Genomic DNA, 22,583 nt, shown 5'->3' with positions numbered 1-22,583 from the left:
GTGACTCAATCGACGCGGCGGGAGACGCCGTTCAAAACATGAAAAGCGGTTCTTGTCGAGCGGTGCGCCGAGACATGGCATCAATGGCCCCTGGGGATGCGCGACTCAGTCGGCGCTCGGCTCTTCGCCTGCCTCGGCGACACGCAGCACTTCCTCGATCGTCGTGCGCCCATCGAGCGCCTTGCGCAGGCCGTCCAGGTACATGGTTTCCATACCCTCGGCGATGGCGATGCGACGGATCTCGGTCGCTGTTGCGTGATTCAGCACGGCCTTGCGGATGTGGTCCGTCATCAGCAGAACCTCGGTGATGACCAGACGGCCGCGATAGCCGGTCCCGTTGCAGGCGTCGCAGCCGACAGCGCGTTGCAGCTCGACATCCTCGGGCGCCGCGCCGATGGCGGCGAAACGCACCGCCAGCTCCGGGATCGCCGGATAGGATTCCCGACAGTGCGGGCAGAGCTTGCGTACCAGGCGCTGGGCCAGAATGCCGTTGATCGTGGAGGTGAGCAGATAATCCTCGACACCCATCTCCAGCAATCGGGTGACGCCACTGGCCGCGTCGTTGGTGTGCAGGGTCGAGAGCACGACATGTCCGGTGAGGGCCGACTGGACGGCGATCCGGGCGGTCTCGAGGTCGCGCATCTCGCCGACCATGATCACGTCGGGGTCTTGCCGAACGATGGCGCGCAGCGCGCTGGCGAAGGTCATGCCGATCGCGCTTTTCACCTGAATCTGGTTGATGCCGGCCAACTGGTACTCCACCGGATCCTCGACCGTGATGATCTTACGCTCCTCGGTGTTCATTCGGCTGAGCGCCGTGTAGAGGGTCGTACTTTTGCCCGAGCCCGTCGGCCCTGTCACGAGCAGGATGCCGTAGGGCTTTTCCAGGATGAGCCTGAGGCGTTCGCGCGGCGAGCCATCGAAGCCGAGCGCATCCAGGTCGAAGCGCACGCTTTCCTTGTCGAGCAGACGCATGACGACGCTCTCGCCGAACATGGTCGGAACGGTGGAGACACGCAGGTCCAGCTCCCGGCCCTGGATACGGATCGGGATACGGCCGTCCTGAGGCAGGCGGCGCTCCGCGATATTGAGCTTCGCCATGATCTTCACGCGCGAGATCACCGCGGCCGTGGAGCGCACGGGCGGTGCATCGACCTCCTTGAGGATCCCGTCGACGCGGTAACGCACCTTGAGCTGGTCGGCGAAGGGCTCGATGTGGATATCCGATGCTCTTGATTCGAGGGCTTTTTGGATCAACTGGTTGACCATCCGGATGACCGGGGCCTCACTGGCGAGATCCTTGAGGTGCTCGATATCCTCCTCGTCGAAATCACCGAGCGCCGCCTCGGCGCTTTCCGGCGCCTCTTCGACCTTCTCGTAGAGGCGTTCTAGGGCCAGCTCGATCTCGCTCGGCAGCCCGACAAGTGCCTTCACCGGTTTGCCCGCCGCCATCTGCATGGCCTCGACCGCGAAGCGATCGATCGGATCGGCGAACGCCACTTGGATGCTGTCCTGATCCTCGGACACGGGGAGGATCTTGGCGTCCTTGAGAAACCGCAGACTGAAGAGGTCCTCGCGCAACGGCTCGGACGGGAAGGTGCTCGCGTCCGTCAGGGGAAGCTCGAGCACGTCGGACATCGCCTGCGCCATGTCGCGCTCGGAGATGAGCCCCAAGCGAACAAGCATCGGCAACAGAGGGTCGCCCGCCTCGTCGGCGAGTCGCCTCGCCCGCGCGAGATCGCCGGGCGAGAGCTTTCCGGACCCGTGTAGGTGTGCGACGACGCGCCCTTCCGGCGGAGGCTCCGGATGCAGGGTCGGCGAGCCCTCCGAGGCGCGTTCCGGGTCGGCGTCTACCGCATCATGCGTGGCCGAGGAAACGGGCGAATCCGAGAGGGCGGCGAGCGTTTGCGACCCGGAAGTGATCTCGTCGAGGTCGTCGCGCCTCGCCCTGATGCTCGGTGCCTCTTCGAGGACGGCGTCGTCATGCATCGGCATTTCTCCGGTCTTGGACGGCCTCGGTCGATCGGGTCTCGTCGCGCGGCTCAGGGTGCCATTCCGGCAGCATCGCCCGCAAGATGTTCGCCATCGCGGAGCGATCGTCGACGGCTGCGGCCTGCTCCAGTGCCGCGACGCTCTCGGCAGGCGCGGCCGCGATGAGTCCGCCGCTTCCGCGGGCCACACGAATCTTTGGATGACGCGTTGGGACAAGATCCTCGGAGTCGTAGAAAAGCTCCTCGTAGAGCTTCTCCCCGGGGCGTAATCCGATGTAGTGGATGGAAATATCCTCGCCGGGCTCACGTCCGGAGAGTCGGATCATCTGTTCGGCAAGATACCGGATCTTGACCGGCTCGCCCATGTCCAGCACGAAGATCTCACCGCCGTCTCCGATCACGGCGGCCTGCATGATCAGCTGGCACGCCTCGGGGATGGTCATGAAAAACCGTTCGATATCCGGGTGTGTCACGGTGACCGGGCCGCCGTGCTCGATTTGGCGGCTGAACAGCGGCACGACACTGCCCGCGGATCCGAGAACATTGCCGAATCGCACGGTGATGTAGCGACACGCGGATTTCTGATCCAAGGCCTGACAGATCGCCTCGGCGACGCGTTTGGTGGCACCCATGACATTGGCGGGGTGCACCGCCTTGTCGGTCGAGATCAAGACGAAACGCTCGCATGCCCAGCGCGACGCCGCCTCCGAAACAATACGCGTCCCGGACACGTTGTTGCGTACCGCCGCACGGATCTGATCCTCGAGCATCGGGACGTGTTTGTAGGCCGCGGCATGGAAGATGATCTGGGGGCGCTCGGCGGCAAAGACCGCGTCCAGACCGGCCGCATCCGCGACGTCCACTAGGTGACGTGTGAAGCGTAGGTTCGGATAGTGTTCGAGCAGTTCCATCTCGATGCGGTAGAGGTTGTACTCGCCGTTGTCGATCAGGATCAAGCGAGACGGAACGGCAGCCGCGATCTGGCGCACCAGCTCGGAGCCGATGGAGCCGCCGGCACCCGTGACCAGAACGGCGCGTGCGGAAAGTCCTGCACGGATCCCCTCCCAGTCCAGGCTGACGGGATCGCGACCGAGCAAGTCCTCGATCGAGACAGGCCGCAACTGACTGATGCTGACCTGTCCGGTCATGAGATTATGCAGCTCCGGAACGGTACGGAGCGGCCGGCCGGTGCCTTCGCACAACTCGACCAGGCGGCGCATCTCCTTGGCCGTTGCACTCGGAACGGCCAACATCAGCAGATCGATATCCTCGCTCACGACGATATCCGGGATCGCCTCGGTCAGCCCGAGCACCGGGACACCGTGAACCTCTCCGCCCTGTCGACGCGGCTTGTCGTCCACGAAGCCGACCGGGAAATAGGATCGGCTCGCATCGCGGAGCATGTCGCGCACCAGCATCTCCCCGGCGCGACCGGCGCCCACGATCAGGACGCGCTGTCCCGAGCTCAGGTTGAGTCGGTGGTCCTTCATCCAGCGATAGAGAAGCCGCGGACCGGCCAACAGGATCACTTGAAGCCCCAGGAAGAGCACGGGGACGGACCGCGGGATCAGCTCGGTCCGGTTCAGAATAAAGAGCGCGACCACCACCAGAACCGTTCCCGCAACCGCAGCCTTGACGATGCGCACGAGATCGGGGAGCGACGCGAAGCGCCACACCCCGCGATAGAGCCCGAACAGCCAGAAGACAGTGCCTTGAATCACGAGGACCCAGGGCAACGAGCTGACGGCGCTGTCGACGAATTCCGGCGGGATCCGACCGAGATTGAAACGCAGCCAATAGGCGGCGAGCCAGGCCGCGGGGATCATGATGAGATCGTGCGAGAAGGCGGCGGTACGCGAGCGCAGACGGTCGAGCAGCGGATTCATGACGGCTCCGTCGAGGCGGCGCGCTCGACCAGGCGTACCTTCAAATGGATCATGGCATAAATCATCGCCCAAGCCCCGATCAACAGCCACTGTTCGTGGGGCGGTAGACGTGGAGAGGCCACCGCGCACGCGGCCGCCGCAGCCATCACCGGATAGGCGTGCAGCAGGGTTCGACGATGGCTCCATCCAGCCAGCACCAATCGCTGGTAGTGATGTTGCCGATGCGGTTCCCAGATGCGCTCGCGCCGCGCCAAACGGGCCAGCAGGGTCCAGGTCGCGTCCAGGATGAATGGCGAGAAGGCGAGCCAGGCGCTCCAAAGCGGAAAGAGTCCGAGATGGGCGCCCCAGAGCGAGAAGGCCGCCACGAACAAGCCTAGACTTGATGAACCCGCGTCACCGAGAAAGATGCGGGCGGGCGGAAAGTTACCGCTCAGAAACCCCGCGCTCGCCGCGGCGACGCAGGCCGAAGCGAGCGCGAAGAGCGTTTCGCCTCCTGACCAGCCGAGGATCGCCAATGCGGAGAATCCGAACAGGGCCATCCCTGCGGCGAATCCGTCCATCCCGTCCATGAAGTTGTAGAGATTGATGAGCCAAACGACGTAGACGAGGGTCAACACGACGGCAACCCAACCCGGAAAGACCACGCCCGATCCCGGCAGATCCAGAACAGCCCAGCGCAGCCCCCCGCCGATCAACAGCAAAGCCGCGCCGAGTTGGGCGACGAGCCTGAGACGGCGCGAGACCTCCCCGAGGTCGTCGAGGAAGGCGATCCCCGCGACCGGTAGCACGGCTGCGGCAATCCAGCCCAACTCGGGGGCGAAGATCCCCGAGGCGGTCAAGACCGCGAGCGGCGCAACCACGCCGAGCAGGACCGCGAGACCGCCGCTGCGGGGCACGGGCGTGCTGTGCAGCGAGCGCGCATTGGGATAATCGAGCGGTCCACGCCCGGAGGCTCCGTGGGAGGCCAGCCAGCGGGTTGCCGACACGCTCAACAACAACGAGGCGATGGCTGCAGCAGCCGAAATCGGCGTGTCGAGGGGCATGATCCTTGATGTCCTGGGCTCACGGGAATCCGGGCCGGCGTCTTCGTTCTTCCGTCAGAGTGTTCGAACCAGTCCGCGTTCGACCTGGTCGCGCGATTCGGGCCCGAGCAAGAGCGCGATCAATTGCAGCGCGAAATCCATGGCCGTGCCGGGGCCGCGCGAGGTGACGAGGGTTGAGTCGACAACGACCGCCGCGTCGGTCAACTTGACCCTCGGATAGGCCGCAGGATCGACCGACCCCGGGTAGGCGGTCGCCGATCGCCCGTCGAGCAACCCGGCACCGGCAAGAACCTTGGGGGCGGCGCAGATTGCCGCGAGATAGCGCCCCGCTGCATGCTGACTGCGAAGCAAGGCGATGATGCGCGGATCCGCGGCGAGATGGTCGGCTCCGGGCTGTCCGCCCGGCAGCACGATCATATCGAAGGTTCGCCAGGTGACGTCCTCGAGCCGGGTATCCGCAATCAACAGGGTTCCTCGGCTCGCTCTGATCGGCCGATGATCGAGCCCGGCCGTGACGACATCGATTGCGGCGCGGCGCAACAGGTCGATGATCGTGACGGCCTCGAGCTCTTCGCATCCCTGAGCCAGGGGGACGAGTACGCTTGGCATGATCGACTCCGATGTTGAGAGAGAGCGCCTCCGCGGACGTCACTCGAACACACCGACTAGGGCGTACCGAGTTGTCCAAAAATGTTAAGCGCTTTTAGAACGTTGAGGGCTTCTGCCAGTTGGAAGTCCTCTGCGACAAGCGACCCCTCCCCCGCATCGTCCTCGGATGCCGACTCCGGGGCCTCGTCCTCGAGGTGACGGACCAGATCGGACTCCTTGAGATCCTCCACCCCGTTCGACGCCAGAGGTTTAAACTCCCCGCGCTCGAGCTCGATGTCGGGGGTGATGCCCTGGGCCTGAATCGAACGCCCGGAGGGCGTGAAGTAGCGCGCGGTCGTAAGCTTGAGGGCAGTTGTGTCGTCGATCGGCACGATGGTCTGAACGGAGCCTTTGCCGAAGGTCTGGTTGCCCATGACGATGGCCCGTTTGTGGTCTTGCAGGGCACCGGCAACGATCTCCGAAGCCGATGCGCTGCCGCCGTTGACGAGAACCACGATCGGGGCACCGGACAGGACATCATCCGGTCCGGCCTGGAACTGGAGCTTGCTGTCGTCCTGCCGACCCTTGGTATAGACGATGAGGCCCTCCGTGAGGAAGGCGTCGCTCACCCCGACCGCGCTGTTGAGCACTCCACCGGGGTTGTTGCGCAGATCGAGCACGAGACCCTGCAGAGTGCCGTTGTTGGCTGCCTTGAGCGTGTCCACCGCGGCCAGGACATCCTCGGTCGTGCGCGATTGAAAGTGCGAGACGCGGATGTAACCAAAGCCGGGCTCCAAGGTGCGGCTGCGCACGCTCGCGACCTGAATGATCGCCCGCTCGATCGTCACGTCGAATGGGCGCTCGTCGCCGGAACGCACGATCGTGAGCGCGATGCTCGTGCCGGGCTCGCCCCGCATCAAAGTCACCGCATCGTTCAAGCTCATCCCCTTCACCGGCTTTTGATCGATGCGCACGATCGTATCGCCCGATTGCAGACCCGCGCGTTGAGCCGGAGTGTCGTCGATGGGCGCGATCACCTTGACGAAACCGTCTTCCATTCCGACCTCGATCCCCAGACCGCCGAACTCTCCCCGGGTGCCGACCTGCAGCTCCTCGAACTCCTCGTTGTCGAGATACGCCGAATGGGGGTCGAGACCCGCAAGCATGCCGCGGATCGCGCCTTCGAGAAGGGACTTGTCCTCGACGCCCTCGACGTATTCCTCCTTGATTCGCCCGAAGACCTCCGCAAAGGTTCGAAGATCGCGCAGCGGGAGTGCGCTCTCGGTTTCGGCCGGCATCGGTGCGGTTTCGGGAATATCCGGGTGTTCGACCGTTTCGGCGAAGGCGCGATCGCCTCGCGCGCTCGGCCAGACGAGACAAATTCCGAGGATCAAGGTCGAGGCGAAGGATAGGCGTCGGGTCATGGCATGCATCATGGAATCACGTCGGTTGGGATCGGCGCGCCACTCGGCGCACCTTGCGGAGCAAGGCCGTGCACATCCGACCCGCGCTTGCGGGAGGATGGGCTAGCATCGCATGTTTTCGCTGCTTTCGTCAGGCGGAACCGATGTCGATCCGGACGTCGGGGAGCAGGCGACAGCGCCGAAGGGCAATATAACTTGCGGTTTGATCGGTTCTGCGCCGACGCGTTCCCGTCGCCGGTCAAGATCGTTCGCCCCGTTCACCAGAGCCCGCATCCGAGAGAGATTCCTGCCGCTGCCCCGCGCCGCACCAGTCGGACGGATCCTGCGGCTTGCCATTGTGACGGATGGCAAAGTAGAGCACCGGCTCTGCGCGACCTCCGCTGTCGCCGCTCAAGGCAATGACTTCGTCGGTAGCCACCCATTCGCCCGTCTCCTTCAGAAGCGCCTCGTTGTGCCCGTAGATCGACATGTAACCTTCGCCGTGGTCGATCACCATGAGCAATCCGAACCCGCGCATCCAGTCGGCATAGACGACCCGCCCGTCATGCACGGCGCGCACCTCCTCGCCTTGTCGCGCCGCCAGGAGCACGCCGTCCCAGCGCAGCTCGGAGTCGGGCTTGAGGGTTCCAAACTCGGCGAGGATCTCCCCGTGCAGCAGCGGCCATGTCAAGCGCCCTCGGCGTTCGGGGAAGGGTTCGCGCCGAATGTCGAGCTCGGCACGGATCTGAGCGCGCTGACGCAGGTGCTCTACCAAGAGACGCAGCGCCTCGGAATCCCGCTCGAGGACCTCGAGATTATCTGTCTGGCTGGCGATGCTCGCGTCCAACCGGCTGAGGACGGCGGCGCGTTCCTCGCGCGCGGCCTCCAAGCGAAGCCGCGCCGCCTCCTGGCGGCGAGCCAGCTCGATCAGGCGCTCGGCCTCGCGCTCGGCGTCATGGGCCAATCGGGTGAGGCGCTCGACGCGCGTTTGAATGGCCGTGATTCGACGAAGCTGCTCTCTGTTCAAGTACGCGAAATAGGAAAGAATCCGACTTGCTTGGGCAGTATCTTCTTGATTTAAGATTAAGCGTAAGCGGTCGGCCCGCCCCATAACGTAAGCGGTGCGCACCAGGTCCGCCCAGAGTGCGAGCTCCTGCTCAAGCGCAGCGTGCTCTTCGAGATGACGCACCCGCAACGCCTCCGCGACCCGGGTTTGCTCGGCAACGGCTCGCGCCAATTCTCTGCCGGCGACGGCCGCCTCGGCCACCTCCCGCTCCCGCACCTCGAGCTCCGCGATCAAGGCTCGACGGTCCGCGTGCTGCTCGATGAGCTCCCGACCGATCGACTCGACCTGTCGTTGGATCTCCTGAAGGTCGTTCGCGCGCGTCTCGAAGGTGTCGTCGGACGCCGTCTCCAGCGCAGCCGTCGGCGTCGCCAAGGCGCACGCCAAAACGAGGCACGCCAGGGGACGCCCGAACCGGTCGAGCGCTCGGTCACGCCTGTCATCATGCTCGCGGCGGCAAAACCACTCGCGATGTCCTGTTGCGACGGTCCTGGGCACAGCGGTCGAGGGGGGTCCTGATGCGAATCGGTCGCTGGATTATACGCGTCGTCTAAGGCGTGATCGGAAGGCGAGGAGACGACCGGCGGGCGGAGGCTCCGGATTCTCTCTTTTCAGGAGCATGACCGGCGTCTTCCGACGGCCCCGGGGCACCGGCGGCGACCGACATCCACTTCGCACTCCGCCGGAAAAAGTTTATTATTGTATTGTTAATAATTGATGAGACAGGATCCGATGGTGAGCAATTTGAGCCAGCCTTCCCGCCCGGTCCTGAACGACCCGGTCGACGAACGCGAGGAGATCGACCTGTTCGCGGACGATGCCGACATCGAGCGCGCCTCCCGGTCGCTGAAAGCCATGTCGCACCCCTTGCGCCTGAAGATCCTGTGCACCTTGGGCGACCGAGAGGTCAGTGTCCAGGAGATCGTGGACCACGTGGGGACCTCCCAGAGCAACATCTCTCAGCACCTGGCGATTCTTCGCGACAAGGGCATTCTCGCTTCGCGCAAGGATGCGAACCGCGTGTATTACCGGGTCAGCGACGGAAGGACACTCCAGTTGATCGGGATGATGCGCGAGGTCTTCTGCCAGCACGCGCACTGAAGCGAGACGGTGCGGGATGACGCCCGCGTCCCTCCTCCTTATACTTCGCCACCTTAAGTCATCCAGGGCAACCGCGGGCAACTGCAGTCTCGATGCGCTCGGCTCATGGTCGAGGCGTCGGCCGCGCCGTCCGTGAACTCTCGCCCATTCAACGAGATCGCAGAGCGATGCTGCTAGACCAAATCATGGAATTCGTGGGAAACCACTGGTACCTCTTCGTGGCGTTGATCGTCATCTCGGGGTTACTCGCCTACAACATCATCGTGGGCAGTAAAGGGAGCGTCGAGCCCTTGGCCGCGACCGAGATGATCAACCATCAGGATGCGGTGGTGGTCGATGTTCGCCCCGCGGCCGATTTTGCAAAGGGGCATATCATCAATGCCATCAACGTGCCGATGAACGGATTCAAGAATCAGATCGCCACACTGAAGAAGCACAAGGCCAAGCCCATCATCGTCAGCTGCCGATCCGGCGCCCAGTCGTCAATGGCCTGCAGCCAGCTGCGAAAGGAAGGGTTCGAGCAGGTCTTCAACCTGCACGGCGGCATCATGGCATGGGAAGCCGCCAGCCTCCCGCTCACGCGCAAGAAACGCTGAAGCGCACGTCGATCCCGATGGCGGATTCGACGGTGACTCTACCCATCCTCTTACACGATCTTCGATCCAGTCTTCGATAAGGAACCGCAACATGGCCGAGAACGCGCAAAGCAACGAACCCCGTACCCAGCCGGAGCGACAGTTCTCCGTCCAGCGTGTCTATGTCAAAGACGCCTCGTTTGAATCTCCCAACGCACCGGACATCTTCCGCGGCGAATGGAAGCCCAAACATGAGCTCAACGTCAGTACCAAGGTCAATCGCATCCAGGATGACCTTTACGAGGTCGTGCTCTCGGTTACCGTGACGGCGCAGCTCGGGGACAAGACGGCCTTTATCGTCGAGGTGCAGCAAGCGGGTATCTTCGGGATCAGTGGCTTCGGCGAGCAGGAGATGGGCGCGATGGTCGGCGCCTACTGCCCCAACCTGCTCTTCCCCTACGCCCGCGAGGTCGTCTCCGATCTGGTCTCCAAAGGGAGCTTTCCGCAACTCGTTCTGCAACATGTCAATTTCGATGCCCTGTTCGCGCAGCATCAGCAAGAGGCGATGCAGCGCGCCAAGGGCGACGCGGCAGAACCGCCGAGCCAGCATTGAGCGGAAGTATGTCGGGCGATTCCGCGCGGACCGAGTCCGTCCAGCCAGATTCCTCGGGCGCAATCATTGCGGTCCTGGGTGCCGGGTCCTGGGGAACTGCACTCGCCATCCTGTTGTGCCGCAACGGGCACCGCGTGCGGCTGTGGGGTCATGAGGTCGAGCAGATCGAGGCGCTTAGTCGCGACGGCGAGAATCGTCTCTTCCTGCCGGGAGTTCCCCTCCCTAGGGGCTTGGCCGCGACAGCCTCCCTGGACGAGGCACTTGGCGGGGCGACCGACTGCCTGATCGTCGTCCCGAGCCACGCCTTCCGACGAGTGGTGGAGAATACCGCGCGACGACTGCCCGAAACCATGGGCGTCGCTTGGGCGACCAAGGGTCTGGACCCCGCAACCGGGGAGTTGCTCCACGCTGTGGCACAGGAGAGTCTCGGCGCCCGGTCACTCGCGGTCGTGTCCGGCCCCAGCTTTGCTCAGGAAGTGGCGCACGGTCTCCCGACTGCCGTAACGGTCGCCTCGGCCGACGTCGCGTTCGCGGAGCAGGTTGCGCTGCGACTTCACGGGGATCGCTTTCGCGCCTACACCAGCTCGGACATGGTCGGTGTCGAGGTCTGCGGAGCCGCGAAGAATGTCCTCGCGATCGCCACCGGGATCGCCGATGGTCTCGGGTTCGGTGCGAATACCCGCGCTGCGCTCATCACGCGCGGTCTCGCCGAGTTAATTCGCATCGGTACCGCCTTGGGCGGACGCAAGGAGACCTTCATGGGTCTCGCCGGCATCGGCGACCTGGTCCTGACCTGCACGGACAATCAGTCCAGGAACCGGCGAATGGGCCTTGCGCTCGCGGCCGGGGCGAGTCTGAAGGACGCACAGGCCAACATCGGTCAAGAGGTCGAAGGCGTCGTGACCGCGCTTGCCATGCATCGGCTCGCATCACGCTTGGGCATCGATATGCCGATCAGCGAGCAGGTCTACCGAGTGCTCTACGAAGGTGCCTCGCCCGAGAGCGCAACCCGCGCCCTGCTCGAGCGCGAGCCGAAGGCCGAGTTCGGCTAGACCGCCTGAGGCGTGGTCTGTGTCGTCGCTGCCCTTGGCCGCCCTCATGACAGGCGGCTCACATCGGAAGGCCGATCGCTTGATCGTTGACGGCGTCTGCCTTGGACGGCAGTCAAGCCTATCGCTGAACAGCTCCCTCGAACCCGGTTTGACGCCATGCCTCGAACGCGACGACGGCAACGGCATTCGAGAGGTTGAGGCTGCGATTGCCGGGTCGCATCGGGATATAGAGGCGTTGCTCGTGCGGGAGGGTATCGAGGACGGCTTGCGGCAGGCCTCGCGTTTCCGGGCCGAACAGAAATGCGTCGCCGGCTTGGTAGTGCGGGGTCGTATAGAGAGTCGAGCCTCGGGTCGTAAGCGCGAAGAGCCGCTGGGGAAGACGCATCCCTAAACAGGTCTCCAAGGTTGGATAGACCTCGACCTCGGCCCATTCCCGGTAATCGAGCCCGGCGCGCCTGAGCAGACGATCCTCGAGCGCGAACCCGAGAGGCTCGATGAGGTTAAGTCTCAGACCACCGTTCGCGCAGAGGCGCATGGCATTACCGGTATTGGGCGGGATCTCGGGCTCGTAGAGGATGACATCAAACATCGCGGATCCAGGTCAGTCGGGCGTGGGCGAGCAAGCCGATCGCGGTCGGAAACGACGGACCGAAGAGCGGGTTCGGCGGTTGACCGAGACGTCTCGCTGCATGCTATATTAAGGTTTGGGAAAGTTCTAACATCGCCGCACCAAGGCGGCCAAAAACCCTATGGGGACACCGACATGAGCGATATCGCCACGCTGAAGAAAGAAAAGCAGGAGCTGATCGAGAAGATGCTCGGGATGCAAAAGCAATTCATCGACTACGAGCATGAGCACGGGGTGTCGGGCAAAGACTACTGGGCGGCGACCGATGGCTTGCTCGTGAACTATCGGCAGGAATACCAGGATATGGCCAACCGAGTCGTGGACATTGCTCACGAGATCGTCGGTTCGGCGCGCAACTGAGCAGACGCGCTCGGGGCGGACGCCGCGTCCGAAATCCTGGACGCGGCTCTTAACGATGATTCCTTTCCGCAAGACGCCGTTCAGCGTAGATGCTCAATGTACCTGGGCGTATCGTGCATTTCCAGTTTGACCGTCGTTCCCTGCGCGACAAACGGATCGGAAAACCCTTCGAACATCAGCGCACAGCGCGCATGGCCTCGACTCTCGAGCGGAACCGGGACCATATCCCGATAAGTGAAGATATTCTCCTCGATATCCCCCCCCAGACAGACGAGCGGGCCGCTTGGAATCATTGGGGCTTCTTCGACCCCCTCGATCACCAAATCCCCTGCCTGATGCCAACGCGTGCGCTCGCTTGAGCCCGTCATCGTCTTGACAAGATAGGCCCGCGAGAAATGCAGGCTCAGACGTCCGTCCTCGAGATCGATCGAGGAGATCTCGGAGCCTTTCAGGTCGATACTCATACTGTCCAAGTCGTTCTCCAAATCTTCATTCGATAGCAATGGTGAATACAGCGGAGCGACGACTGCGGGGCGTGTCTTCGTTCCGCCTAGCTGATTTGGGGGCTCCGTGCCGAATCCTCATCCGGCGGGGGTTCCTCCGGGTCGATCTCGATATCGAGTTGCAGTTCTTTTATTTTTCGAGTCAGTGTGTTGCGTCCCCACCCGAGGAGTCGCGCAGCCTCCTGCCGACGCCCGCCCGTATGCTCCAAGGCGGTCTGGATGAGGATCTGCTCGAAGATCGGCATAGCCGTATCGAGCAAAGCACCATGCCCCTGTTTCAGGCTTTGACGAACCCAACGGCGAAACACCGTTTCCCACGGCTCGTCGCGGACCGGCTCGGAGAACGACGCATTGAGCTCAGGCGGAAGATCCTCGGCGTGAATCTCTTTGCCCGATGCCATGACGGTGACCCAGCGGGCGGTATTTTCCAGCTGGCGTACATTGCCGGGCCAGTCGAGCCGTTTCAGGTGTTCGATCGCGCTCGGCGCCAGCACCTTCGGCTCGCACGTCAACTCCAGGGCCGCTTGGGCGAGAAAGTGGCGCATCAAGACCGGGACGTCTTCGCGCCGATCACGGAGCGCCGGCAGATGAATCCGGATGACGTTGAGGCGATGGAATAGGTCTTCGCGAAAGCGGCCTTGGCGGACCAAATCCTCGAGGTTCTGGTGCGTTGCTGCGATGATCCGCACATCAACCCGTGTCGGGGCAACGCCGCCCACACGGTAAAATTCCCCGTCAGCGAGTACCCGCAAGAGTCTGGTTTGCAGCTCGGCGGGCATGTCCCCGATCTCGTCGAGGAACAAGGTTCCCCCGTCGGCCTGCTCGAATCGCCCTTCACGGCGACTCTGGGCACCCGTGAAGGAACCGCGCTCATGACCGAAGAGCTCCGATTCCAGGAGGTCCCGCGGGATTGCGGCCATGTTCAAGGCGATGAAGGGCCGATCGCTTCGCGGGCTGTGGCGGTGCAACGCGCGCGCCACCAGTTCTTTCCCGGTTCCGGATTCCCCGTTGATCAGAACCGTGATGTTGGAACGTGCAAGTCGACCGATCGCCCGAAAGACCTCCTGCATCGCTGGGGCCTCGCCGATGATGTCCGGCGCTTTGCTCATGACGATCTCTTCGGGACGCTCCTCTCGTCCACGTCGACACGCCCGGTTGACCTGCCCCACCGCTTCGTCGAGATCGAACGGCTTGGGGAGATACTCGAAGGCACCGCCGTGAAAGGCCGACACCGCGCTGTCGAGGTCGGAGTGCGCGGTCATGATGATCACGGGAAGTCCCGGATAGCGGGCCGAAACCTGTCGCAAAAGGTCTAATCCATCGATCCCCGGCATGCGGATGTCGGTCAGGATGACGTCGGGCTGCTCGCGTTGGAGCGCTTCCATGACACCGACACCGTTGGAGAAACAGGTCACATGCATTTCCGCCTTCCGCAGCGCGCGCTCCAGCACCCACCGAATGGACCTGTCGTCGTCGATCACCCAGACCTTGGGCTCGCGATTATTCATAGCCCGTCTCCAACGGAAGATAAACGTAGAACGTGGTCTCGCCGGGCCGACTCTCGCACTCGATGAGGCCTCCGTGTTGATTGATAAGTTCTTGGGCAATGGGTAGACCCAGTCCGCTACCACCTTGGTTGCCGGAGACCATCGGAAAAAAGATGCGATCCTCGATTTCCTGCGGTATTCCGGGTCCGTTGTCACGGATTTGCGCCTGCAGCACAAGGCGATGACGACGGTTGCCGATCGTGAATTGACGCAGCACTCGAGTGCGCAGCTCGATGCGTCCGGCCGTTCCGGCCGCCGCAGCGGCATTGCGCGCGAGGTTCAGGAAGGCCTGGATCAAGCGGTCCTGATCCGCCATGAAGTCCGGAATACTCGGGTCATAGTCGCGTTGCACGCGTGGACCGGCCGGCGACTCCGCGAGGATGAGTCCGCGGACATGCTCGAGGACGTTGTGGATATTGACCAAGGCTCGGCGCGGTAGGCGACTGGGGCCGACCATCCGGTTGACCAGATCCTGAAGCCGGTCGGCCTCGTCGATAATGATTCGCGTGTACTCACGTAAACCCGGGTCGGGAAGCTCCTGCTCAAGCAACTGTGCGGCGCCGCGCAGCCCGCCGAGCGGGTTCTTGATTTCGTGCGCTAATCCGCGGATCAGGGCCTGGGTTGCCTGGTGCTGAGAGAGCAGGTGTTCCTCCCGGGTGATCCGAAGCTGCCGGTCGACCTGGGCAAGCTCAACAAGCACTTGATCTTGTGCATCGAAATGGTGCAATGGTAGGACGGTACAGTTCACCGTCTTGGTGCGTCCGTCCCCCGCGACAACATTGATCTCTCGCTCGGTAAAGGGGTGGCGCGACTCCAGAGCGGCTTTCAGGCGCTCTTCAACCTGGTGGTCGGGGCACGGGAGCAGGTTTAGGGCATGGTGGCCGACCATATGTCGAGCACTAATCTCGAAGAGCATCTCGGCGGCGGGATTGAGATATAGGAGACGTAAGTCCTTGTCGAATAGTAGGACAGCCGTGTTCAGGTGATCGAGAATCGTCCGCTCTAAGGCCGGCTTCGGGGCTGGCTGAATACTCATGATTTCTCATCCGAACGGCTTACATGCTCACGCGTGACCGAGGACGCACGCGAAGACGGTGGGTTTGATATGCACGTTCGGGCTGCGGGAGGCTTACGCAAACGAACGGCGCGACACACAGACTCGGCTGCATATCGACTCCCGAGACATGCGAAACTCATACCATCGCAGGTCGGCTTGAGTCTATCGTGAAAGCCCGTGCAATAAAGGAGGCTTAGGGCAAAACCCCAGGGGGAGCGGATTGGCGCAGTTCTAGCGCGAGCGACGGCGTCGCTGCAACGACCGTTCCGAGGGCATCCTGCACACGCGCTTGGATCCGGTGCGACTCGAAACCGACACCCTGAATTTGAAACCGCGTCGACCCCCCCTCGACCGTCACCGGACGATCGTCGAGGAGAAGCTCGAGCCGATGCCCTTCGAGCAATGCCGGCTCCAGCGCGAGGTTGACCTCAAGTGTATCGGTGGTTTGAATCAGGAGTGCTCCGGCCGTCGGCGCGAGGATCTCGAAGACCGCGTAGGGTCCGAGGAGCGGCATGTCGACTGTGGCCTCGGGATCCGGGGCAGCGGAGTCGGCTTGACCCGTTTCGGGTACCACGCGTTGAACCGCCGTATCGGGAGGGCGTCGATCCGAGAAGTGAGTACGTCCGTCAGCGTCGACCCAGCGAAAGATTTCGGCGCTCGACGCTTGGGGCGCGAACAGAACGATGGCGACGAGCGAGTGCTTGATCATGGTCGAAGAATAGTCGACCCGGTTTTCGGGCTCAACCGGAACGAATGAGGCCCCTTGCGGGGCCTCGTTGGCGCGCTCAAGAGCGCCCGGAGTCTAGAGACTGTAGTACATGTCGAATTCGACAGGATGCGTGGTCATGCGGATGCGAGTGACCTCTCCCATCTTCAGAGCGATGTAGGCATCGATCAGATCGTCGGTGAAGACGCCGCCGGCGGTGAGGTATTCCCTGTCCTTGTCCAGATAGTCCAAGGCCATATCCAGCGAGTGACAAACCGTCGGGATGGCCTTGGCCTCCTCGTGCGGCAGATCGTAGAGATCCTTGTCCATGGCATCGCCCGGATGAATCTTGTTTTGGATACCGTCCAGACCGGCCATCATCATCGCAGCGAAGGCCAGGTAGGGATTGCAGGTGGAATCCGGGAAGCGTACCTCGATGCGACGGCCTTTGGGGCTGGCCACATAAGGAATGCGGACCGACGCGGAGCGGTTGCGCGCGGAGTAGGCGAGCATCACCGGTGCTTCGAAGCCCGGCACCAAACGCTTGTAGGAGTTGGTGGACGGGTTGGTCAAAGCGTTGAGGGAGCGGGCGTGCTTGATGATCCCCCCGATATAGTAGAGCGCCGTGTCGGACAAGCCCGCGTACTTGTCCCCCGCGAAAATGTTCTGGCCATCCTTGCTCAGCGACTGGTGAACATGCATGCCGCTGCCGTTGTCGCCGACCAATGGCTTGGGCATGAAGGTTGCGGTCTTGCCGTAGGCATGGGCGACGTTCTGCACGACGTACTTGGTGATCTGATTCTTGTCGGCTCGGGACACGAGCGTATCGAACTGGGTCCCGATCTCACATTGTCCGGCGGTCGCGACTTCATGGTGATGCACCTCGACCGGGACACCCATTTCTTCCAGCGTCAGACACATGGCTGCGCGAATATCGTTCAGCGAATCGACCGGTGGTACCGGGAAGTAACCGCCTTTCGTGCTCGGACGATGCCCCATGTTGCCGTCGGCGAAGACGCGCTCGGAGTTCCAGCCGGCCTCCTCGGAATCGATCTTGTAGAAGGCGCCGCTCATGTCTGCGCCCCAGCGAACATCGTCGAGGATGAAGAACTCGGGCTCCGGACCGAAGTAGGCCGTATCGGCGACGCCCGTCGACTTCAGATAGGCTTCCGCGCGCTTGGCCAGGGAGCGCGGATCGCGCTCGTACCCGGTCATCGTGTCGGGTTCGAGGATATCGCAACGGATGATCAGGGTGTTTTCATCCGTGAACGGGTCCATGACTGCGGTGGACGGTTCAGGCATCAGGATCATGTCGGATGCTTCGATGCCCTTCCAACCGGCGATCGACGATCCGTCGAACATCTTGCCTTCCTTAAACAGATCCTCGTCGACCACCCTGGAGGGCATGGAGACGTGCTGCTCCTTGCCGCGAGTGTCGGTGAAGCGAAGGTCGACGAACTTTACGTCGTTGTCCTTGATCATTTTGATCACGTCTGTCATTTGGGATTTCTCCGCTGCTGTAGGTTCGGGGGAAAGATCGTGGGGCGGCGCCGTGGTAGGCCTTACGCCCTCGGATGCGGCGAGGCGGATGGGAGCCTAGCAGGTCGCCTCTCCGGCTGCACGACTCGCAGTGCGTCGGCGGGTCGCGGTGATTCGGTCTGTATGGAGTCCTCTTCGTGGGGTACGACGGAGAACGACCGGTGCTGTCGATCACCTTCCGGGCGTAAAGCATCTACCGAGCCAAGACCACGCCAAAGGGGGACTATTGCGCTTGGTCCGTGCGCGGCAACCTCTGGATGGAATCTCAATATACTGTTTTAAAAAGGTGATTTTCCGATTGGACGTGTCGGCCGACCGATCGAGCCAACGCGGTATCGATTGCACAAACACTCTTCGCACGGGCATCCGCGACTGCTCTTCCCGTCTACGCACCCTCGCAGGGCTCCTTGGAAAAAAACCGCACCGATATAGTGCGAACGCTATCCGAAAAAGATTCGGACTTCCCGAAATGCCGGTTCGTCGGCGATCGCGTTCGCGAGGCGCGCTTGTAAATCGGCCACGTCCGCACCCGTTCGGCGGCAAGCGGCCAACGGGAAATGGACCTCGATGTCGATTCCGCCCCGCAGATAGTGAAAGACCATCCGTTGACGCTCGTTCGCCTCGGGAATCGCCGACCAGAGCGAAGCTAGGCGCGCCATCGCCTCGGCCCGCAGCGGGAGCCCGACGGGAGGAGGAAAGCGATCGTCGTCCTCCGGATCGATGTGGACCGTCACGTCGGTGATCTCGTCGATCTCCCGCTTGAGTCGATGCTCCACCAAGAGACTGATCATGTGGCCCTCTGAAACGCTGACGAAGGGATCCACCAAGACATGGACATCGGCCGAAACCTGTCCGGCATAGCGGCGCGTGCGCAGCATATGGATGTCCCGCACGCCGCCGACCGAGCGAATGGTCTCCTTGACCGCGCTCAGCCGCTCGGATTCCAGCCCGGTATCGACCAGTTCGTTGATCGCCTCCCAACCCAACGCCCAGCCGATTCTTGCGATCATGATCGCGACCACGACTGCTGCGATCGCATCAAGATAGGCCAGACCGGCCATGGTCCCGGCAATTCCCACGAGGACCACCACCGAGGAGACCGCGTCAGTACGATGGTGCCAGGCATTGGCGCGGAGCAGATCCGACTTCACCCGCTTGGCGTAACCGAGGGTCCACCAGTAGAGCCATTCCTTGATGAGGATCGACCCCAGAGCCGCAAGCAAGGTCAGCGGTTCCGGCTTGAGCAATGCCTCCGGCTGAAACAGTCGCTCGATGGAATCCCAGGCGATACCGACGGCCACGGCGATGAGCAGTAATCCCAGAACGAGCGTTGCAACCGTTTCGTATCGAGCATGCCCGTAAGGATGATCGTGATCGGGACCTTGGCTGGCCCGGCGACCTGCCAACAGGACCAACAGATCAGACAAAAGATCCGAAAGCGAATGAATGCCGTCGGCTACGAGCGCTTGAGAATGACCGAAAATGCCAGCAATGATCTTCACGACCGAGAGCACGAGATTGATCGCTGCCCCGACGATTGCCGTGTAGGTTACGGCATGTCGACGTTCGGCTGACGAATCGTTGAAGGTGCGCATGGCGGTTGGCATCGAGGTTATGTTTGAAGGCCGGATCCGCGCCCGGGCATGCGGTCGGACCACCGCAATAGGGTAACAGGCGAGACCCTGATGTGCGCGGACGGGTCCTCCCGGCGATCGAATCCAGCAGCTGCGCGATGCCCTCTGGGATCGACCTATACCCTGCCCTCGCGGGTTTTTCCGGGAGCAACGCGTGCACAGCGGCGAGAATCCAGGAGCGTTGGGGCCCGACGCTGCGCTGTGGTACTGCTTTGGCGCGACCTCGCCGATCAGCGCTATACTGCCCGATTTTCGTCAACACTTGGCCGAAGGAGAACGATCTTGAATCTCGATCGAGAGGATGTCTCGACCTTTCAGGGCCTCGTTTTTGCCCTCGAGCGTTACTGGGCCGAGCACGGATGCGTCATCCTTCAGCCGCTTGACATGGAGGTCGGCGCGGGAACCTTCCACCCGGCGACCTTCCTACGCTCGATCGGACCGGAGCCGTGGCGCAGTGCCTATGTGCAGCCCTCGCGCCGTCCGACCGACGGACGTTACGGGGAGAACCCGAACCGCCTCCAGCACTACTACCAATACCAAGTCGTGCTAAAACCTTCGCCGCTCGAGATCCAGGATCTCTACCTCGACTCGTTGCGCCGTCTCGGGATCGATCCTCTTGTCCACGACATTCGATTCGTGGAAGACAACTGGGAGTCGCCGACCTTGGGAGCCTGGGGACTCGGCTGGGAGGTCTGGCTCAACGGGATGGAGGTGACGCAGTTCACGTACTTCCAACAGGTCGGAGGACTCGATTGTCGGCCGGTGACCGGAGAGATTACCTATGGACTCGAACGCATCGCCATGTACCTTCAGGGCGTCGAAAGTGTCTACGATCTGATCTGGAGCCGTACCCCGGCGGGCGTCGTCACCTACGGCGATGTTTACCATCAGAACGAGGTCGAGCAGTCTGCGTATAACTTCGAGCATGCCGACGTCGACGCCTTGTTCGGACTGTTCGATACCTGCGAGGCGGCAAGCGCTGCATTGGTCGAGAAGGGCCTGCCCCTGCCGGCCTACGAGCAAGTCTTGAAGGCATCACACACCTTCAATCTTCTCGATGCCCGCGGCGCAATCTCGGTCACCGAACGACAGCGGTTCATTCTGCGCGTACGCACCCTGTCGCGCGCCGTCGCCCAGGCTTATTTTGACCGCCGGGAGGCCCTCGGCTTCCCGATGCTCACCCGCTAAAGGGAGACGACTGTGGACGCAACCAGCAACCTTCTGGTCGAGATCGGAACCGAAGAGCTCCCTCCGACCGCCTTGCTTGCTCTCTCGAATGCTTTCGTCGCGGGTTTTCGCGATGAGCTCGAGGGTGCCGGCATCGGCTTCGAGACGATCGAGCCCTTCGCCTCGCCACGTCGACTCGCTCTTTTGGTACGTGGGATCCTAACCCGACAGCCCGACCGAGAGACCCTGCGGCGTGGACCTGCGATACAAGCTGCCTTCGGCGCGGACGGACAGCCGACAAGAGCGGCTTTGGGTTTCGCCGGATCCTGCGGCGTCCCGGTCGATGCGCTCGCTCGCGAGGTCACGGAGAAGGGTGAATGGCTGGCGTTCCAAAGCAGGGTTATCGGAGAGTTCACGACTTCTCTGGTACCGAACTTGACCGACGCCGCGTTGGCTAGGCTTCCCATCCCGAAACGGATGCGCTGGGGCGAGGGTTCGGAGGAGTTTGTCCGTCCCGTCCACTGGGTATGTCTGCTGCTGGGGACAGAGGCGATTCCGGGCCGGATACTGGGCATCGAGGCCGGCCGTCGGACGCATGGACATCGCTTCCATCACCCCGAGCCGATCGATGTACCCGAAGCGACGGCATACGCCGAGCTGCTGCGCTCGCGCGGATCGGTCGAGCCGGATTTCGATCGGCGACGCGAACTGGTTCGCAGCCGGGTGGAGGAACTGGCTTCAGCCAATGGCCTAAGTGCACGGATCGATGATGCGCTACTCGACGAGGTCACGGCCTTGGTTGAATGGCCAAGAGCGATTCTCGGCCGCTTCGACGAGGCATATCTCGCCATTCCGCCCGAGGTTCTGATCGAGACGATGCGCTCGAATCAGAAGTATTTTCCGGTCGAGGACTCCTCCGGTGTCTTGCAGGCATCCTTCATCACGGTCGCCAACATCGAGAGCCGAGATCCGGATCAGGTCCGTGCAGGCAACGAGCGCGTGATCCGTCCTCGCTTCGCGGATGCGGCCTTCTTTTGGGCCCAGGACCTGAAGCAGCCGTTGGAAGGGTACGCCGAACGACTGGAAACCGTCGTTTTTCAGGATCGGCTCGGGACCGTCGCCGAGAAGAGCGCCAGAGTGGCCAATCTGGCACGCGGTCTCGCGTCGTCGATCGGGGTCGATCCGGACCTTGCCGCACGCGCGGCGCGGCTCTCGCGCTGTGACCTGGTGACCTCGATGGTCTACGAGTTTCCCGGCCTTCAGGGGACGATGGGGCGCTACTACGCCGAGCACGCGAACGAGGCCCCCTGCGTCTGTGCGGCAATGGAGGAGCAGTATTTGCCGAGGTTCGCTGGCGATGTCCTTCCGGCGAGCCCGTGCGGGAGGGTCCTGGCGATTGCCGATCGGATCGATACCCTCGTCGGGATTTTCGGCATCGGGCTACGTCCTACGGGGGCCAAGGATCCTTACGGGCTGAGGCGCGCGTCGATCGGTGTGCTCCGTATCCTGATCGAGACTCCCTTGGAGCTCGACCTGCGCGAGTTGATTGCCTCGGCGGCATCCAGCTATCCGGCCGGGCTCTTGAGCAAGGATGTCGAAGCTGCTGCGCTTGGATATGTAATCGATCGGCTGCGGGGCTACTACCATGAGCGTGGCGTCGCCGGGGATACGATCGAGGCGGTCCTCCAGACGGGGGTCACCGTACCCGCCGATCTCGATGCCCGCCTGGCCGCCGTGACGGCGTTCAGAGCGCTGAGTGGCTCCGCATCCCTGGCAGCAGCGAACAAGCGAATCCGCAATATTCTAAGCAAAGCGGGTATCGACATCGGGGTCGGCTCCGCCCGTCTCGAGGCAAACGGCGAGCTGCTCGACGAGCCTGCCGAAATCCGTCTTGCGGCTCGGGTCGCGGAGCTGTCTTCTCTGGTCTTACCACTCGCGCAAGCCCGCGACTACATGGGAGTGTTGCAACTTTTGTCGGAGCTCGAGGGCGATCTCGAGGCCTTTTTCGATCAGGTGATGGTGATGGTGGACGATCCCGAGATCCGCGAGAACCGCATTCGACTGCTCCATTCACTGGCCGGGCTGTTCCTGCTGGTCGCAGACATCTCGCGTCTCCAGGAATGATCA

At 62.7% G+C, this 22,583-nt stretch carries 20 protein-coding genes; 7 read left to right on the top strand and 13 right to left on the bottom strand.

The genetic code is table 11. The annotated features are described in order from the left end of the window. Window positions 1–105 precede the first annotated feature (105 nt). The 6 genes from gspE to LT988_RS12855 form a co-directional block, all read right to left on the bottom strand. The gene (gene gspE, locus LT988_RS12880) at window positions 106–1,989 is read right to left on the bottom strand and encodes a type II secretion system ATPase GspE (RefSeq protein WP_232405979.1); all 1,884 of its coding nucleotides are present in this window, start codon (window positions 1,987–1,989) and stop codon (window positions 106–108) included. Next, window positions 1,982–3,877 (bottom strand): polysaccharide biosynthesis protein, encoded by a 1,896-nt coding sequence (locus LT988_RS12875; RefSeq protein ID WP_232405978.1) that lies wholly within the window; start codon window positions 3,875–3,877, stop codon window positions 1,982–1,984. Before LT988_RS12875 ends, gspE begins: the two co-directional genes overlap by 8 nt. After that, window positions 3,874–4,920 (bottom strand): MraY family glycosyltransferase, encoded by a 1,047-nt coding sequence (locus LT988_RS12870; RefSeq protein ID WP_232405977.1) that lies wholly within the window; start codon window positions 4,918–4,920, stop codon window positions 3,874–3,876. Before LT988_RS12870 ends, LT988_RS12875 begins: the two co-directional genes overlap by 4 nt. Before the next feature lie 54 nt (window positions 4,921–4,974). Continuing rightward, on the bottom strand, window positions 4,975–5,529 hold the full coding sequence (locus tag LT988_RS12865; RefSeq protein WP_232405976.1) for a DJ-1 family glyoxalase III: 555 nt from the start codon (window positions 5,527–5,529) through the stop codon (window positions 4,975–4,977). A 56-nt stretch (window positions 5,530–5,585) separates the two neighbouring features. After that, the gene (locus LT988_RS12860) at window positions 5,586–6,941 is read right to left on the bottom strand and encodes a S41 family peptidase (protein WP_408648077.1); all 1,356 of its coding nucleotides are present in this window, start codon (window positions 6,939–6,941) and stop codon (window positions 5,586–5,588) included. A 229-nt stretch (window positions 6,942–7,170) separates the two neighbouring features. Continuing rightward, entirely contained in the window at window positions 7,171–8,349 is a 1,179-nt protein-coding gene (locus tag LT988_RS12855; protein WP_232405974.1) for a murein hydrolase activator EnvC family protein, read from the bottom strand. A gap of 357 nt (window positions 8,350–8,706) precedes the next feature. Between LT988_RS12855 and LT988_RS12850 the strand changes: the two genes are divergently transcribed. The 4 genes from LT988_RS12850 (at window position 8,707) to LT988_RS12835 (ending at window position 11,315) form a co-directional block, all read left to right on the top strand. After that, window positions 8,707–9,075, top strand: a complete 369-nt coding sequence (locus LT988_RS12850; RefSeq protein ID WP_232405973.1) for an ArsR/SmtB family transcription factor — start codon at window positions 8,707–8,709, stop codon at window positions 9,073–9,075. Between the two features lie 167 nt (window positions 9,076–9,242). Next, complete coding sequence (locus tag LT988_RS12845; RefSeq protein ID WP_232405972.1) at window positions 9,243–9,671, top strand: rhodanese-like domain-containing protein; 429 nt, start codon at window positions 9,243–9,245, stop codon at window positions 9,669–9,671. A gap of 91 nt (window positions 9,672–9,762) precedes the next feature. After that, entirely contained in the window at window positions 9,763–10,263 is a 501-nt protein-coding gene (gene secB / locus LT988_RS12840) for a protein-export chaperone SecB (protein WP_232405971.1), read from the top strand. Window positions 10,264–10,271: 8 nt separating this feature from the next. Further along, entirely contained in the window at window positions 10,272–11,315 is a 1,044-nt protein-coding gene (locus tag LT988_RS12835; protein WP_232405970.1) for an NAD(P)H-dependent glycerol-3-phosphate dehydrogenase, read from the top strand. 118 nt (window positions 11,316–11,433) lie between these two features. On the opposite strand, the gene LT988_RS12830 is transcribed toward LT988_RS12835, so the two are convergent. After that, a complete protein-coding gene (locus LT988_RS12830; RefSeq protein ID WP_232405969.1) occupies window positions 11,434–11,904 on the bottom strand; it encodes a tRNA (cytidine(34)-2'-O)-methyltransferase in 471 nt (156 codons plus the stop codon). A gap of 174 nt (window positions 11,905–12,078) precedes the next feature. Here LT988_RS12830 and LT988_RS12825 point away from each other — a divergent pair, with 174 nt between their 5' ends. Further along, the gene (locus LT988_RS12825) at window positions 12,079–12,303 is read left to right on the top strand and encodes a hypothetical protein (RefSeq protein WP_232405968.1); all 225 of its coding nucleotides are present in this window, start codon (window positions 12,079–12,081) and stop codon (window positions 12,301–12,303) included. A gap of 80 nt (window positions 12,304–12,383) precedes the next feature. Here LT988_RS12825 and LT988_RS12820 read toward each other — a convergent pair whose 3' ends face one another. The 6 genes from LT988_RS12820 to LT988_RS12795 form a co-directional block, all read right to left on the bottom strand. Beyond that, on the bottom strand, window positions 12,384–12,767 hold the full coding sequence (locus LT988_RS12820) for a hypothetical protein (protein ID WP_332460482.1): 384 nt from the start codon (window positions 12,765–12,767) through the stop codon (window positions 12,384–12,386). Between the two features lie 86 nt (window positions 12,768–12,853). Beyond that, window positions 12,854–14,314, bottom strand: a complete 1,461-nt coding sequence (gene ntrC, locus LT988_RS12815; RefSeq protein ID WP_232405966.1) for a nitrogen regulation protein NR(I) — start codon at window positions 14,312–14,314, stop codon at window positions 12,854–12,856. Further along, on the bottom strand, window positions 14,307–15,389 hold the full coding sequence (gene glnL, locus LT988_RS12810) for a nitrogen regulation protein NR(II) (protein WP_232405965.1): 1,083 nt from the start codon (window positions 15,387–15,389) through the stop codon (window positions 14,307–14,309). The genes ntrC and glnL overlap by 8 nt, the downstream gene beginning before the upstream one ends. A 214-nt stretch (window positions 15,390–15,603) precedes the next feature. Next, window positions 15,604–16,119, bottom strand: a complete 516-nt coding sequence (locus tag LT988_RS12805; RefSeq protein WP_232405964.1) for a DUF4124 domain-containing protein — start codon at window positions 16,117–16,119, stop codon at window positions 15,604–15,606. 93 nt (window positions 16,120–16,212) lie between these two features. Then, entirely contained in the window at window positions 16,213–17,616 is a 1,404-nt protein-coding gene (gene glnA / locus LT988_RS12800; protein WP_232405963.1) for a glutamate--ammonia ligase, read from the bottom strand. 479 nt (window positions 17,617–18,095) lie between these two features. Next, the gene (locus LT988_RS12795; protein WP_232405962.1) at window positions 18,096–19,250 is read right to left on the bottom strand and encodes a cation diffusion facilitator family transporter; all 1,155 of its coding nucleotides are present in this window, start codon (window positions 19,248–19,250) and stop codon (window positions 18,096–18,098) included. A gap of 321 nt (window positions 19,251–19,571) precedes the next feature. Between LT988_RS12795 and glyQ the strand changes: the two genes are divergently transcribed. After that, window positions 19,572–20,477 carry a glycine--tRNA ligase subunit alpha gene (gene glyQ, locus LT988_RS12790; protein WP_232405961.1) on the top strand — a complete coding sequence of 302 codons (906 nt, stop codon included), beginning with the start codon at window positions 19,572–19,574 and terminating at the stop codon, window positions 20,475–20,477. Between the two features lie 12 nt (window positions 20,478–20,489). Then, entirely contained in the window at window positions 20,490–22,580 is a 2,091-nt protein-coding gene (gene glyS / locus LT988_RS12785; protein WP_232410496.1) for a glycine--tRNA ligase subunit beta, read from the top strand. The last annotated feature ends 3 nt before the right edge of the window (window positions 22,581–22,583 follow it).

The sequence above is a fragment of the Thiocapsa bogorovii genome, assembly GCF_021228795.1.
Taxonomy (GTDB): Bacteria; Pseudomonadota; Gammaproteobacteria; order Chromatiales; family Chromatiaceae; genus Thiocapsa; species Thiocapsa bogorovii.
The sequence above is the reverse complement of the archived record's forward strand: the minus strand, read 5'-3'. Positions and strand labels throughout refer to the sequence as shown.